This is a genomic window from Thalassotalea psychrophila (genome assembly GCF_031583595.1).
Classification (GTDB): domain Bacteria; phylum Pseudomonadota; class Gammaproteobacteria; order Enterobacterales; family Alteromonadaceae; genus Thalassotalea_A; species Thalassotalea_A psychrophila.
This window is the reverse complement of record NZ_CP134145.1, coordinates 4,173,860-4,190,154: the sequence shown is the minus strand read 5'-3', so window position 1 is coordinate 4,190,154 and position 16,295 is coordinate 4,173,860. Positions and strand designations below refer to the sequence as shown.

The following is a 16,295-nucleotide window of genomic DNA, read 5'->3' as shown; positions in this document are numbered from 1 at the left end:
TCGGAGTACATAAAATGCCAAGAAGACGTGTCGTAGGACAAAGAAAAATCTTGCCAGATCCGAAGTTCAAAAATGAACTTTTAGCAAAATTCATCAACATCCTTATGGTTGATGGTAAAAAATCGACAGCAGAAAAAATCGTTTATGGTGCACTAGACATCTTAACTGAGAAAAATACTGAAAAAGAACACTTAGAGTTGTTCGAGATCGCTTTAGAAAACATCCGCCCTTCAGTGGAAGTTAAATCTCGTCGCGTAGGTGGTTCAACTTATCAGGTTCCAGTTGAAGTTCGTCCAGTACGTCGTAACGCGCTAGCAATGCGCTGGTTAGTTGACGCTGCTCGTAAACGTGGTGAAAAATCAATGGCTCAACGCCTAGCTAACGAAATGTTAGATGCTTCTGATAACAAAGGTTCAGCTGTGAAAAAACGTGAAGACGTTCACAGAATGGCTGAAGCTAACAAAGCATTCGCTCATTACCGTTGGTAAGATAATATGGCTGGCCAAGCAATTGGCCGGCCTTTTTCTGTTATCTAAGGGCAACCTTAGAACAAGGATTAAGTAAAGTGGCTCGTAAGACTCCTATTGAGCTATACCGTAATATCGGTATCTGTGCTCACGTAGATGCTGGCAAAACGACAACAACTGAACGTGTACTATTTTATACTGGTTTATCTCATAGAATTGGTGAAGTACATGACGGCGCTGCTACCATGGACTGGATGGAACAAGAGCAGGAACGTGGTATCACTATCACATCCGCTGCTACTACCTGTTTCTGGAAAGGCATGGAAGGTCAATTTAAAGACCACCGTATCAATATCATCGACACTCCCGGCCATGTAGATTTTACTATTGAAGTAGAACGCTCTTTGCGTGTACTCGACGGTGCTGTATTAGTACTTTGCGCTTCATCTGGTGTTCAGCCTCAAACTGAAACCGTATGGCGTCAAATGGAAAAATACGAAGTACCACGTTTAGTGTTCGTAAATAAAATGGACCGTACTGGTGCCAATTTCCTGAGTGTTGTTGAACAAATGAAGGACCGCCTTGGTGCGAATCCTGTACCAATGCAACTAGCCATTGGTAGTGAAGAAGAATTTACCGGTGTTGTCGATCTTATTAAGATGAAGGCAATAAACTGGAATGAAGAAGATCACGGTATGACCTTCAGTTATGAAGACATCCCAAGTGATATGCAGGATTTAGCCGAAGAGTGGCGCGAACACTTAGTTGAATCTGCTGCAGAGGCTTCTGAAGAGTTGATGGATAAATACCTAGAAGAAGGTGAATTATCTGAAGCTGATATCAAAGCCGGGTTACGAACTCGTAGCTTAGATAATGAAATCATCCTAGTAACTTGTGGCTCAGCTTTCAAGAACAAAGGTGTACAAGCGGTTCTTGATGCAGTCGTAGAATATTTACCATCGCCTACAGAAGTTAAGGCAATAACAGGTATTAACAACGATAAAAACGAAACCGAAGGTACTCGCGAAGCCGATGACAGCGCTCCATTTGCAGCTCTGGCGTTTAAAATTGCAACTGACCCATTCGTAGGGACACTTACTTTTATCCGGGTATATTCGGGTGTGGTTAACTCTGGCGATGCGGTATACAATGCAGTTAAAGCGAAAAAAGAACGAATTGGCCGTATTGTACAAATGCACGCTAATGATCGTTCAGAAATCAAAGAAGTTCGTGCTGGTGACATCGCGGCCTTAATTGGTATGAAAGACGTAACAACGGGTGATACGTTATGTGACCCTCAAAAGGTGATCACATTAGAGCGTATGGAATTTCCAGAACCGGTAATTTCTATCGCAGTAGAGCCTAGAACTCAAGCTGACCAAGATAAAATGGGTGTAGCTTTAGGTAAACTTGCAGCAGAAGATCCATCATTTCGTGTTGAAACTGATGATGAAACTGGTCAAACGATTATCTCTGGCATGGGTGAACTTCACTTAGATGTCCTTGTTGATCGAATGAAACGTGAGTTTAAAGTAGATTGTAATGTTGGTAAACCACAAGTATCTTATCGTGAGACTATTCGCAAAAGCGTGGAAGTTGAAGGTAAGTTTGTACGACAATCTGGTGGACGTGGTCAATTTGGACATGTTTGGCTTAGAATTGAACCTTTAGCTGAAGGCGAAGGGTTCCAATTTGAGAGTGAGATTGTTGGTGGTGCTGTACCAAAAGAATACTGGGGTGCTGTTGAAAAGGGTTGTGAAGAACAAATGCAAAACGGCGTTTTAGCTGGTTTTCCATTGTTAGATATCAAAGCAACTTTATATGACGGTTCATTCCATGATGTTGACTCAAACGAAATGGCTTTTAAAGTAGCTGCTTCAATAGGCTTTAGGCAAGGTGTGTTAGAAGCAAACCCTGCATTACTTGAGCCTATGATGAAAGTTGAAGTAACAACACCAGAAGAAAACATGGGTGACGTAGTTGGTGATTTAAACAGACGTCGCGGCATGATTGAGGGGATGGATGAAGGTCCTGCAGGCTCTAAGATAGTAACGGCATTAGTGCCACTGTCAGAAATGTTTGGTTATGCTACCGATTTACGTAGTGCAACTCAAGGCCGTGCATCTTACTCAATGGAGTTTAAGCAATACAATGCAGCTCCAAAAAATGTAACAGAATCAATTTGTCAGCCAAGCGGATATTAATTCCAATTGGCAAACTAATTAAGATAATTAATCTTACTTAGTAATTTAAATTCAAGCTTGCTCATATTGGAGTATGCTTACTATAAACTTTTAAGGTATTAGAACAATGGCTAAAGAAAAATTCGAACGTAATAAACCGCACGTTAACGTTGGTACTATCGGTCACGTCGATCACGGTAAAACAACATTAACTGCTGCAATCTCAGCTGTACTTACAAAAGTACACGGTGGTGAAGTTAAAGATTTCGCACAAATCGATAACGCTCCTGAAGAGCGTGAACGTGGTATTACAATCAATACTTCTCACATTGAGTATGATACTGATGCACGTCACTATGCACACGTAGATTGTCCTGGTCACGCCGATTATGTTAAAAACATGATCACTGGTGCTGCTCAAATGGATGGCGCTATCTTAGTAGTTGCTGCTACAGATGGTCCTATGCCACAAACACGTGAGCACATCTTATTATCTCGCCAAGTTGGTGTTCCATTCATTATTGTTTTCATGAACAAATGTGACATGGTAGATGACGAAGAATTACTAGAATTAGTAGAGATGGAAGTTCGTGAACTTCTTTCAGAATACGATTTCCCAGGTGATGACTTACCAGTAATCCAAGGTTCAGCATTAGGCGCACTTCAAGGTGAAGCTAAATGGGAAGAAAAAGTAATTGAGCTTGCAGATGCACTTGATTCTTACATTCCAGAGCCAGAGCGTGCTATCGATGGTGATTTCATTCTTCCAATCGAAGATGTTTTCTCAATTCAAGGCCGTGGTACTGTTGTAACTGGTCGTGTTGAACGTGGTATCGTAAAAGTTGGTGACGAAGTTGCTATCGTAGGTATCAAAGACACTACGCTTACTACTTGTACTGGTGTTGAAATGTTCCGTAAGCTTCTTGACGAAGGTCGTGCTGGCGAGAACTGTGGTGTATTATTACGTGGTACTAAGCGTGAAGACGTACAACGTGGCCAAGTATTATGTAAGCCTGGTTCAGTTAACCCACACACTAAATTCGAATCAGAAGTATACGTGTTAAGTAAAGATGAAGGTGGTCGTCATACTCCATTCTTCAAAGGATACCGTCCACAGTTTTACTTCCGTACAACAGATATCACAGGTGCTGTAGAGCTTCCTGCAGGTGTTGAAATGGTAATGCCTGGCGACAACCTTAAGTTTGTTGTTGAGCTAATCAACCCAATCGCGATGGAAGAAGGTTTACGCTTCGCTATCCGTGAAGGTGGCCGTACAGTTGGTGCTGGTGTTGTTTCTAAAATCATTGACTAATGATTTGGTAAACACCAAACCTTAAAAAAAAGCGCTTCGGCGCTTTTTTTGTTTGTACGGCCAGCTTCACGGTGTTCCGTGATGACGATAACGATAAGGAAATAGGCACTATTTTTAGTTATCGCTGTAAGCCTCTGGCTTGCAGATAAATCATTTATGATTTACTTGAGCCGTACTGACCGAAAAATTGCTCCTGCATTTTCGGCATACACGCCATCCATGGCGTAATCGGTGCTGGTGTTGTTTCTAAAATCATCGACTAATGTTTTGGTAAATACCAAACCTTAAAAAAAGCGCTTCGGCGCTTTTTTTGTTTTTAGGATTTAGAAACGAGAAACGAGAAACGAGAAACGAGAAACGAGAAACGAAGAGCTATTGTTACTTGGCGCGCTGTCAAATTGGGAGGTCCCGGATGTCGCTTGAGCTCCTCCGGAATGACGTTATATTTTTTCGAAAATAGTTGAGCCATCGTGTTATTAATCAACTTAAACCACGTCATTCCATCGTGCTTTTGGATGGAACCTCCATATTTGACAGTGAGCTTACAAAAAAGTTGACGTCACAACCCAACGGGGTCAGACCAAAATTTACTTTCTCAGTAAATTTTGCTCTGACCCCACTTCCATGTAATCCACATCTGATAAAATCTCCAAACCATTTTCCTGATTTTATTTCAGGATCTCAGCTTACAATCTCAAATCCCATAAAACAAAAAGAGGATTAAGCCATAGGCTCAATCCTCTTTATTTCTAATTCATATTTTAAACTATATTAGCGAAAAGATACTTGCACTGGAATAGTTAGGATCTGTTTGCCAAATCGTTTCAGCCAAGCATAAATTAATACAAATGTTGCAATTACCGAAACGATACAAATGCTTGCGTATACTGGTTGTGCTGCTAAATTAGCAACCTGGAAAACAAAAGTTGCGGCTAGATATGCAAGGGCGAAACTCCATACTCCGGCAAATGTAGCCCAACGAGTACCAACTTCATTCTTAATGGCACCCATAGCAGCAGCACACGGCGTGTAAAGCAATATAAACAACAAATAACTGAATGCACCAATGGTGCCAGCAAATGCTGTTTGCATGATGGTAATGGTGCTCTCTTCAACACCTTGCTGTTGTGCGGCAATATGAATATCAGATACATCACCAATATCGGTACCAAGTGGGTCGTCAGCCTTAATACCTAGTAAATTCTCTAATACTGTTGCATAAGCTTCATCCCATAGTTCTGTTATCGAGCTTAATTCACTCGCTTCTGTTTCAGGAGCTGAATATAAACTATTGAACGTTGCAACTAATGCCTCTTTGGCAAATATACCGGTGATGATACCAACACTGGCTTGCCAATTGTCTTCTTTGATACCCATTGGCTGCAATAACGGGGTTACCACTTGTGCTGTTTGGCTTAATAATGATTCTTGAGTATCTTGATGACCGAATTCGCCATCGGTACCTAAAGAATTAAAAAAGTTTAAAATACAAACAACAATTACAATGGTTTTACCTGCACCAAGAATAAACGAACGAGTTCGTTGCCAAACGCGTTTAGCTAAATATGAAAGCTTTGGAAGTTCATATAATGGCAATTCTAAGATATTGACAGAATTAGTACCCATTAATATCGTATGTTTAAGTAATAATCCGGTAAATAACGCCGCAGCGATACCAAGCAAATATAATAAAAATACTATATTTTGCCCTGAATCAGGGAAAAATGCCGTAGCGAATAACGCATAAACAGGTAGCCTAGCACCACAAGACATAAACGGTGCCATCATAATTGTGGTAATGCGTTCTCGTTCGCTATCTAAAATGCGAGCTGACATCACCGCAGGTACAGTACAACCAAATCCAACAATTAACGGCACAAACGCTTTACCGGGTAAACCTATTTTTTGCATTAAGCTATCAACAACAAATGCTGCTCTAGCCAAATAACCGCTGCTTTCTAATAGCGATAAACCAATAAATAGACAGGCGATTACAGGAATAAACGTCGCAACAGTTTGAATGCCTAAGCCTGCTCCTTCGATAATTGTTAATAGCCAAACTGGTAAATCTAATTGGGCAAGGTGGTACTGTGGGTAATCGACAAAAATGGCACCGGCGAAAATATCGAAAAAATCGATAAATGCACTACCAACATTGATAGCGAACATAAATAACAAATACATCATCAGTAAAAATACTGGCAATCCAAGGAAAGGATGCAAGATGAATTTGTCTAATTTATCACTAAATGAATGAGATTCGTTGGCAGCGATAGTCGCTTTTGCTAATAAGTCATTAATAAAGTTGTAACGTGACTGCATAATAGCAATAGTATCTGCATTATGACATTGATCGTTCTGACAACCGCCTTGTTCTAACTCAAGTAAATTACAGTTGTTATCTGTCATTTGAGTTAAAATATTTTCAGGTAAAACTAGGTTTTTAGGACGAGCACTATTTTTTGTGGACGCCGCCATAACAGCTTCAACTTGAGTAGTTGTATTTTTATCAAAACTGTTCACTGCAATTACCGGGCAGCCTAATTGCTCGGAAAGAATATCAAAGTCTATTTCATCAACTTCTTTACGATCAGATTTATTTAATACCACACACATTGGTAAGCCAAGCTCTAATAATTGTGTAGTTAAATACAGTTGTCTTTTTAATTGCGTAGCATCAACAATGTTGATCAGATAATCGACGCTTTCGTTTTTAAGAAAATCTTTGGTTATTGATAGATCTTTACTTTGATGTGCTTTCGCTGTTAACGAGCTGATACCGGGTAAATCTGACAGTACTCTTGTTTGACCAAGTAAGCTACATTGCTTTTGTGTACTGGCAACGGTAACTCCAGTCCAGTTTCCTGTTTGTTGTTTTGAGCCGGTAAGATTATTAAAAAAAGTACTTTTTCCGGCATTAGCAAAGCCGACAAGGGCAATATGGGAGAGTTGTGACATTAGACTAGTTCTATACCAATTTGTTTGGCAACATCAGTAGCAAGGCAAATTTTAGTGCCGTGCAGGTGAAACGCAATAGGGCCGTTAAATGGTGCTTTTTGCGCCATACAAACTTCAGACTTTAAGGCAAAACCTTGTTCCATTAATTGCGCGGTCAAATCGAAGTTATCTGGAAGATAACTAATTTTAGCTCGTTGGCTTTTTTGCAATTCAACTAGGGTCATGAAAACTACCTTAAATAATAATGATTCTCATTACAGTTTATAAAATCATAGCCATTTCAGCAATTAAAAATTGATTTAATCAGTTAATAATTGATGTAAAGCAATAAATTTGCGGTGAATAGCAATGATTATCGTTTGGAACGTGCGTAACGGATCCAAATATATAAGCCACTGAGCGAAAGAATAATTATGGCAAGAGCAATAATATCCATAAACAACACCATATAATCGCCAAATATCCGACCTGAATGTGCATCTAGCACTACTCGTTCTAACGTAAGAAATTGTGATTTATAACGTAACTTGGCATCATTTATGTTGTCGCTTGTAACTTGATCAGCTTTAATCCACGAAGGTTCAACAATGAAATCTACTTTTTGCCATTCAAGCAAGTGTTGTCCACTTTGATAATAACCATTTAGGGTGTTTAATATGATGGTGTTGTTATTCGCGTTAGTATTAATGGCCATTGCTTTAATACCAGAAGGCAGGCCATCACTATGGGTGATTTGATCAACCAATTCACCACTATCATCAAAAAGTGATAGCTTGCTTTGCGTTAACACCAGATCAAATTCTAAATATTGGCCGATAGCTATTACATTCTCTGAGCCTTCTTGCAGCAAAATGTCATTCTTAAATATATAGCCATCGCTTACACTAAATTGTTTATTAAAGAAGTACTTTGAATTGCTAGGGTCTTTGATCCCATAATGTTGCAGCAACCATTGGTTGGTAATGGCAGTATGGCCAAGCTTAAAAGCTTCGGTATGATTAAGTGCAATACCCGAAATAGATAAAAAAATCAGTAGGAATGCAGCAAAAATTCCAGATTTGCGATGCCACTCACGTAAGTGACGTATGATTTTTGTGTGAAGAGATTTTTTAGATGCTTTAACCATATTATTTATTGTGTCACTTGGGTTTTGTTATCTAGCCAAAGTGCAAGACGAGCGACTTTGTTTAATGCTCTAACCGACAGCGTTGCACCGGTAATGCCATCGATATGCTGAGTTAACTGATTCTCTTCATTTAACTCAGCATTAATAAATTGCTTGGTAAAAAACTGATGACGAACTTCATCACCACGGCTTTCACGAAATGCCAGCACCTTAAGGTTAACTATTTTTTCGTTTTTGATATGAACACCAATGGTGATTGGCTTTTCTTTGCCAATTTCATCAAGTATCCACACTGTTGCACCATCCTGTTGCCAGAATCGTACTCGTAGTTGGTTGAACTTGCGACTCATTATGGCACTGATTACTGTTTTATCATCAACAGTTAACCATAACGCTTCTGCTTTTGGTATTTCTGCATTAAATGCTTGCTCTAAAAATTGCTCATTAGACTGATAAACACCGTCAGCAACTACTGAAAATGCACTGCCAGTTAATATTAATAGAATGAAGATTATTTTGTTCACGCAGTGCCTTTTAGCTAATGCAATTGTGGTTGCTATTTTAAAGAAAAATTAATCCGTAAATATAGCACCTGTGTTTCTATTCATTTAAGAAATAAATCGTATTATCCATTTATTTCTTAAATGAATAAAGTGAATAAGGGTTACCTTACTCACTTTAATGTTAATTGTTTTTTATACAAACCAATTATCTGTAATTAAAACTGGTAACCGAAACCTAAGTTAAAGCCTTTAGAATCTTTAGCACCACTTAATTCTTCAACATCTGCTTTAAATACCACATTTTCATGTAACCAATAGTTGATACCTGCACTTGTTGACTCTACTGCGTCAGAAGAACTATCGCCTGCTTGGTTATTATATTCAGAGTAACGTGCAAATACGCCAAACTCTTCGTTAATTTTGTAAGAAGGCTCCACATACCAGCCTGTTTGCTCATCACGACCAAGTGAAGCTGCTTCATCGCCATCAATATCCCAAGTGGCGTATAATGCACGAACTGTAAAGTCATTAACTTGATAAATTGCGTGTGCTTCAATCAATGTCGCTGCGGCTTCATCTACACCCGCTGCACTTTGAGTGATATCAGTTTGATATTGAACTGTAGCGGCTAATTCTAAGCCTGAAATTGCTGTGTATTTTACACGGGCGGTATAAGCTAGGTTTTCAGCACTTGCTTCAGCCACTTTTTGACGACCTTTACGAACTAAATAAGCGTTTTTATCACTTACATCATTAACTACATTCAACCCACTCGTAATTGCTGCGTCAATGCTTAAGCCAGGAGCAACTTTAAAGTTACCTGCAAGACCTGCTTCCCACCAAGTCGCAGGAATAATATTCTTCTCAACACCGTTACGCTCAACACCGTAGAATGTTGGTGGCTCATGAGTTTCATTGATAATACCTACAGGTACTAAAAATAAACCAGCTTTAGTTGTAATGTTTTTGCTGTAATCATATTCAACGTAAGCTTGTTCTAACTCAACCTCACCTGGCTTGTCTTCACCGTCACCGGCTAGTGAATGCTCTAGTTCAAATTCAGAGAAGAAACGTGTTTTTGAATCAAACTCATGGCCAAAGAATAAAACAAAGCGATGGAAATCAACCTCAGCATCTTCATCTTCGTAGTTGTTGTAGTGAAGTTCACCGTAACCGCCAATCGTTGTATTAGCAAACGGGCTGGCAGATGCATTTTCATCAACTTGGCTAGCTGTTGCTTCAAGACGGCTTTCAGTTTCGTTTAAACGGGCTTCTAAAGACTTTAAAACTTTTTGTTGCTCGGCAATAACGTCACGTAATTCTTGAGTTTCCTCAGCTGCCATCGCATTGGTTGCAAATAAAGAAATAAGCGCAGTAGCGATAATTGATTTTTTCATCATTTGGGTTTCCCTGGTAAAGATGTTTTTTAATGGATAATTATTTTATGGCGAGACTATAGCGAAAGCTAAATCTAAATGCAAACAATTCTCATTTGTATTTGTTGATTTAGATCAAGTTTTTTACTGAAATGATAAAAAATGTTATTTAACGACAATATTTGTACGTTTTCAAGGTTACATATAGGTTATAAATCGCACAGTACACTGTTCAATAACTGCAATTGGAAAATATTTATAAAATCTAACCTTTATATACAATATGAAGAAAATAACACCTTGTTTTTTTAACATATTTTTAACGAAAAATTACCTCAAAACGAAAAAGTCTACTAATCTTTTTAGTATGTATTTTTTTTATACTGTTATAGAACTTTCTGACAGTTCAAATTTATCAATAGAAATTAGGTTGAAGCATGCGTTTAGGTAATAGTTCGGGGTTACTTTCAGCAACATTATTTCATTTCAAAATTTTTTATCGGCTCTTGTTCGTCATCAGTATGTTGTCACTGGCAGGCTGTGATCATGACGACGATGATGATAACGATGAAAATCCCGATACCAACATTACCGCCAATGCAGGTGTTGACCAACAAGTAACTCCCCAAGCAATAGTTACTTTACCCGGCTCGGGTTCAACAGATAACGGAACCATTAGCAGTTATGCCTGGACACAAACCTCTGGTGATATCGTATCACTGTTAAATTCAGACAATGCCACCGCAAGTTTCACCAGCCCAAGCAATCCAGTAGATAATGTTTTAACGTTCGAATTAACAGTTACCGGCTCAGAAAGTAATTTTGCCACAGATACTGTTGATATTACCGTACAAGTTGATGGAGGCGGTGGCACAATTCCACCAACAGCAGAAGCAGGATCTGATAAAGCTGCAATGTATGGCGATGTTGTTAATTTATTCGGCATCGGCACTGACTCTGATGGCAGTATTGTAAGTTATCAGTGGCAGCAAACTTCAGGTGAAACCGTTACTTTAATTAACCCTACTTTCCCAACTACAAAGTTCACTGTTCCAAATATTGAAGCTAGTGATTTAGTATTTGAACTTACGGTAACTGATAATGATGGCTTAAGTGCAACTGATATTGTTACTGTTTCTATTGAAGGTGAAGTTGTAGAGCCGCCAATCGATGGTGAAGCTTTATTTGAAAGTGAATGTGGTGATTGTCATATTGGTAATGGCTTGGGTTCTGGAACGATTGGGCGTGACTTAACCGGTTATACTTTCGAGCAACTTAGCAATGCACCAGACAGTATGATAGGGCATTTAACAGATCCTGAATTGCAGGCTATTGCTGATGCTTTAGTGCCTGAGATAATAGATGGCGAAGCATTATTTGAAAGTGAATGTGGTGATTGTCATATTGGTAATGGCTTGGGTTCTGGAACGATTGGGCGTGACTTAACCGGTTATACTTTCGAGCAACTTAGCAATGCACCAGACAGTATGATAGGGCATTTAACAGATCCTGAATTGCAGGCTATTGCTGATGCTTTAGTGCCTGAGATAATAGATGGCGAAGCATTATTTGAAAGTGAATGTGGTGATTGTCATATTGGTAATGGCTTGGGTTCTGGAACGATTGGGCGTGACTTAACTGGTTATACTTTCGAGCAACTTAGCAAAGCACCAGACAGTATGATAGGGCATTTAACAGATCCTGAATTGCAGGCTATTGCAGATGCGTTAGTGCCTGAAATAATAGATGGTGTAGCTTTATTTGAAACAACATGTGGTACAAGTGGTTGTCATACTGCTAATGGACATGGAGTGGGTACCATTAGTGATAAGACCCATAAAAATGTTGCTCAAATTGAGGGGGCAATAGCGAGTGACTTTGGAGGTATGGGGGCAATTGAATTAACCGCTGAAGAGCTATTAGCCATAGAATTGGCAATAAGCAATACGCCACAATTCTTTGCTGCAGAGTGCTCAACTTGCCACGGCTTTGATGAACTTGCCGATAAAACCCCTGAGCAGATTTCCTGGGCTATTGGCAAATTTGATCCAATGATGATTCCTGATTACGAAGTGTTGAATGAGCGTCAATTACTAGAAATTTCAGATTACCTTGTACCTTTAGATGGAACTGCATTATTTGATACTAAGTGTGGGCATTGTCATACAGTAAATGAGATTGGTGTTTTTGGTGACAAAACAAATAAAAATGCGCAGCAAATTCGTGGTGCTATCGATGATGGTAAAATGACTGTAACTGTTAATGATGCAGAGTTACACGCCATCGAACTAGCTATAACTAATATCCCTGAGTTATTTATAGAGAAATGTAGTAGTTGTCATAGCAAGGAAGAAAAGGGTGATGCAACCTTTGAACAAATAAAAACTGCAATTGCGAATAACGCTGGTGATGAGATGGGCGTAGTAGTCGTTAATGATCGCCAAATTCAAGTGATATCTGATTACTTAGCATTAGATGGCGAGCAAATCTTCACAAGTACTTGTGGAGCTAGTTGTCATACTGCAAATGGTTTAGGCCCAGATGAACCTATTTATAGCGATAAGACCAATAAGAATGTACAGCAAATTCTAGATGAAGGAATGGAGATTGGACCAGGCTTTGCTTTAAATGAACGTCAAGTAACTTCAGTGGAAGTAGCAATTACAGATCCTCAGAAATTACTGCAAGATTCGTGTAGTGGTAGTTCTTGTCACGACCCCGTAGACGTTATGAAAGAGAATGCTACAGTCGAGGAAATAACAACTCAAATTGGTTTTAGTATGGGAAATGGAGCTCCTAACTTCACAGAGAATTTAAACCCTCGCCAAATTCAAGTAATCGCAGATGAACTTATTAACGGAGAAACACTGTTTGTAGCTAAGTGTGGAGGATGTCATATAGCGAATGGATTCGGCACTGGTACTATTGGTTTTGACAAAACAAATAAAAACTTTGAACAAATAACTGGTGCGATAGCTAACAATGGAAGTATGAAGGATGATCCGACCCTTACAGCTTTAACCCCTCGCCAAATAGAAGAAATAGCAATAGCAATTTCTAGTCCCGCTGATTTATTTGACACTAGATGTGGTGCTGCTTGTCACACAAAAGAAGATCTAGCTGGTAAAACTGCTGAAGAAATAACTAATGTTATTAGATTCACCCCACCAATGTTAGGTGATGATGAAATCGATATACTCGATCAACGTCAAATCCAAGAAATATCAAATTTTGTATTCAACTCAGAATCATTCTTTGAAAGTGATACAGGCTGTGGTTTTTGTCATGCCGGTAATGGCTACGGAAATGCGACTACGCCAACAGATCTAACAGATAAATCATTCGATGAGCTTAAAGCTGCGATTATTGCACGTCCGACTATGGGAGATTTTGCTCACTTATCTGATTTCCAAATAGCAGAAATAGCAAACTTAATGAAGAGCCCTGACGGTGTAGCTTTATACGAAGAACACTGTGACCATTGTCACGTAGGCAATGGCATGGATGATGGGGGATCCTACTCAGACCGCACCAACTCGACTGTAGAGCAGATAACTAATGCAATATTTGGAGGAGGTGATATACCAAATGGTATAGGAATGATGAGCGACCTAAACTTCCTAAGAGATGTAGAAATATCTGCGTTATCAGATGCGTTATTTGATGCAGAATCATTCTTCGCTACGCCAAATTGTGGAATGTGTCATATCGGTAATGGCTACGGAACACCTGGTTGGGATATTACCGACCGTACCTTTGAACAACTTAAAACTGCCATTACAGAAGCTGTAAGTATGCCAGACTTCACTTACTTATCCGATTATCAAATTTTAGAAATAACAGCCTTGATAACAGATGGTGAAGCTATCTTTGAAGGGGATTGTGGCATATGTCATTCTGGTAATGGTATGGGGCAGCCACATCCAGGTAATGGTTATCCTTTAACTGATTTTACATTTGAACAATTAAAAGCTGGCCCTGTAGATATGGTTGGAGATCGTACTGACGCTCAACTTAAAGCAATCGCCGATGCACTTTTATCAACACCATAACTAATATGAACAATAATAAAGGTAATAATCAATGCTAGATTTTATGGAATGGATTTTTGAATTACTCGAACCTTTTGGTTTAGTGATAGTAATATTTGCCATTGTGGTTGTTCTACTGATAATTGCGTTTATTGTTTCGCGGTTTTTCAATAAGGGGGCTGTATATACCAGCTTCTTTTTGATAACAGTTGGCATCTTTGTTGGGGTAGGTAGTGTTATTGGCTTTGAAGTAGGTATGGGGCTAACAAATACCGAGGAGTTCTGTACAGGATGTCATTTACAACCAGGCGCAACGGCTGAAACGTATCATAAATCTACTCACTTCAAGAATAAAACCGGAGTACGACCTGTGTGCTCTAGTTGTCATGTACCTGTTGAATTTGGCAATAAAATGTGGCGTAAAATTATCGCATCGCGCGAATTATGGTCATATTTTTCTGGTGAGCTAGATACAACTGAGCAATATTTATCAAAAGTAGTACACATGCGAGATAAAGAAATTGCTCGGTTAAAAGCGAATGATTCCCAAGAGTGTCGAAATTGTCATGAAGTATCGCAAATGGTATTTGAATTGCAAACTGCGAAAGCGCAGGAGTTTCATGCGGTTATGAAAAGTGAGGGTAAAACCTGTATTGATTGCCATCAAGGGCTAACTCATTTGTCTGAAGACGTTGCTGCCATTGTTGAAGCAGACACACATTGATTTTTGGTTTGGAGAAAGGAAATATGCAACAAATTACTGTGTTTAAATTGCCTTCAGCAGTTGTTGTGTTATCGGTATTACTTAGTTTATTTATAACGAGTAACGTTAATGCACAACAAATATCGGCAAAAATTGAATGTACCAGTTGCCATGATCCAGAGGTGATCCCTAAGATTAAAGCTATGCACAACAGCAAGCATTGGGATGAAATGATAAAAGAATCGCCAGTGAATAATGAAGGCTGTGTTGCTTGTCATGGTGATAGTCAAACACATGCTGCAACTCCGACTAAAATTAAGCCTAGAACGAGTTATGGTCCTAGATGGACAAGCTCTATCGATGAACAAAATAATACATGTTTAAACTGTCATGAAAAAACCACTACCCACAAAGAATGGCGGGCGGGTAAACATGCTAATGAAGAGGTAACGTGTGTTACTTGTCATGATGTTCATGTAGATGTTGATCCGGTAAGAGTTGCAGACACTCAGGCCGAAGTGTGTACGGTTTGTCATAAAGTGCAAAAAAATGGCATGCATCATTTTACTGATTTAATTGATAAAAACCCACCATGTTCAAACTGTCATAACCCACATGCAAACCCTAAACCACAATTAATGATGTTGGAAAATAGATCGTTAGGTTGTCGAAATTGTCATGATTTTAAAGAGATGCAGCTAAGTAGTGAGGTAAGCCTTAAAGCCAAAAATTACCATTTAGTGATGCAGCATAAAGACCGAACCTGTGTTGATTGTCATCTTGGTGTTGCCCATGTAGATACAGATAATTTTGCTAAGTTACGTGAAGGCGGATTATCGTCAATGCTTGTCGATGTATTTCATCCAGGCCAATCAGATGGCGACTGGTTATTGGAAGAGCATCCCGGTGCGCAAGCATTACGTCAGGGCAGAAATTGTCGTCAATGTCATTTAGGAGATGCAAAAGAATTAGGCAAAGTACTTGCTCCTGAAGGTGTTATTGCAAGTGTTGAAGCTGATGTGGCGGTTAAAAAAATGGCATCGGCAGTGCAATTCACAATCACGTGGCAAGGCAGTAAAAATGATTCTAGCCTTGCTTTAATGTTTGATAATGGCCAAGTCGATGCCTTTGCAAAAGGTGGTTGCTGGGCATCATGTCATGGCGATTTACCAGGTATGGGCCGAGATAGAGGACTTGATAAAACTAAATATTTATTAACATCGCTAAAACAACTGCACAGTGTAGGTTTTGCTAGTGTTGAACATGATAAAAAAACACTCGATGAAATGACAGCTAATGGTGAATTTGTTGAATTGTGGCGAGTGAATTTAAGCGAAGGAAAGTTTGCTAGTTTACAAAGGTTCATGGTTTTAGATGAGCGTAAAGAAACTGACCCTGGACAATTAACTGCTAGCGCAACATTTGCTAATGGTATGTGGACTGTGATCATTAACAAAGCAATAGCTGATGAAGTGAAACCGCTTATTGAGGGTAATGATATTACCTTCGGTATTGCCATCCATTTAGATGGTAAATCAGGCGCAGAGCATAAAGTTTCTTTACCATTGACCATGTCATCTGATGGTATTGATACAGATTTTATTTTGCAGTAATAAATTCGCAAGGAAAGTTAAAG

The 16,295-nt window shown here is 39.1% G+C and carries 11 protein-coding genes; 6 read left to right on the top strand and 5 right to left on the bottom strand.

The genetic code is table 11. The features are described from left to right. Positions 1 to 14 precede the first annotated feature (14 nt). The 3 genes from rpsG to tuf all read left to right on the top strand — a co-directional run bounded on the left by rpsG (position 15) and on the right by tuf (position 3,962). A complete protein-coding gene (gene rpsG, locus RGQ13_RS17455; RefSeq protein WP_348391009.1) occupies positions 15 to 488 on the top strand; it encodes a 30S ribosomal protein S7 in 474 nt (157 codons plus the stop codon). A 77-nt stretch (positions 489 to 565) separates the two neighbouring features. Next, the gene (gene fusA / locus RGQ13_RS17450; protein WP_348391008.1) at positions 566 to 2,671 is read left to right on the top strand and encodes an elongation factor G; all 2,106 of its coding nucleotides are present in this window, start codon (positions 566 to 568) and stop codon (positions 2,669 to 2,671) included. A 106-nt stretch (positions 2,672 to 2,777) separates the two neighbouring features. Further along, complete coding sequence (tuf, locus tag RGQ13_RS17445; RefSeq protein ID WP_348391007.1) at positions 2,778 to 3,962, top strand: elongation factor Tu; 1,185 nt, start codon at positions 2,778 to 2,780, stop codon at positions 3,960 to 3,962. Positions 3,963 to 4,733: 771 nt separating this feature from the next. Here the strand turns inward: tuf and feoB are convergent. The 5 genes from feoB to RGQ13_RS17420 form a co-directional block, all read right to left on the bottom strand. Beyond that, the gene (gene feoB / locus RGQ13_RS17440; protein WP_348391006.1) at positions 4,734 to 6,920 is read right to left on the bottom strand and encodes a ferrous iron transport protein B; all 2,187 of its coding nucleotides are present in this window, start codon (positions 6,918 to 6,920) and stop codon (positions 4,734 to 4,736) included. Then, positions 6,920 to 7,144 carry a FeoA family protein gene (locus tag RGQ13_RS17435; RefSeq protein WP_348391005.1) on the bottom strand — a complete coding sequence of 75 codons (225 nt, stop codon included), beginning with the start codon at positions 7,142 to 7,144 and terminating at the stop codon, positions 6,920 to 6,922. Before RGQ13_RS17435 ends, feoB begins: the two co-directional genes overlap by 1 nt. A gap of 128 nt (positions 7,145 to 7,272) precedes the next feature. Further along, the gene (locus RGQ13_RS17430) at positions 7,273 to 8,046 is read right to left on the bottom strand and encodes a PepSY domain-containing protein (RefSeq protein WP_348391004.1); all 774 of its coding nucleotides are present in this window, start codon (positions 8,044 to 8,046) and stop codon (positions 7,273 to 7,275) included. A gap of 5 nt (positions 8,047 to 8,051) precedes the next feature. Next, positions 8,052 to 8,570, bottom strand: coding sequence for an FMN-binding protein (locus tag RGQ13_RS17425; RefSeq protein WP_348391003.1), 519 nt, complete (start codon positions 8,568 to 8,570; stop codon positions 8,052 to 8,054). A gap of 194 nt (positions 8,571 to 8,764) precedes the next feature. Next, positions 8,765 to 9,946: a porin gene (locus tag RGQ13_RS17420; RefSeq protein ID WP_348393431.1), complete on the bottom strand. Its 1,182-nt coding sequence runs from the start codon at positions 9,944 to 9,946 to the stop codon at positions 8,765 to 8,767. Between the two features lie 416 nt (positions 9,947 to 10,362). Between RGQ13_RS17420 and RGQ13_RS17415 the strand changes: the two genes are divergently transcribed. From RGQ13_RS17415 to RGQ13_RS17405, 3 genes are read left to right on the top strand one after another with little or no spacing between them, the layout of a single operon-like run. Further along, positions 10,363 to 13,977 carry a PKD domain-containing protein gene (locus RGQ13_RS17415; RefSeq protein WP_348391002.1) on the top strand — a complete coding sequence of 1,205 codons (3,615 nt, stop codon included), beginning with the start codon at positions 10,363 to 10,365 and terminating at the stop codon, positions 13,975 to 13,977. Between the two features lie 31 nt (positions 13,978 to 14,008). Continuing rightward, positions 14,009 to 14,680, top strand: coding sequence for a NapC/NirT family cytochrome c (locus RGQ13_RS17410; protein ID WP_348391001.1), 672 nt, complete (start codon positions 14,009 to 14,011; stop codon positions 14,678 to 14,680). Between the two features lie 23 nt (positions 14,681 to 14,703). Further along, entirely contained in the window at positions 14,704 to 16,272 is a 1,569-nt protein-coding gene (locus RGQ13_RS17405) for a cytochrome c3 family protein (RefSeq protein ID WP_348391000.1), read from the top strand. The last annotated feature ends 23 nt before the right edge of the window (positions 16,273 to 16,295 follow it).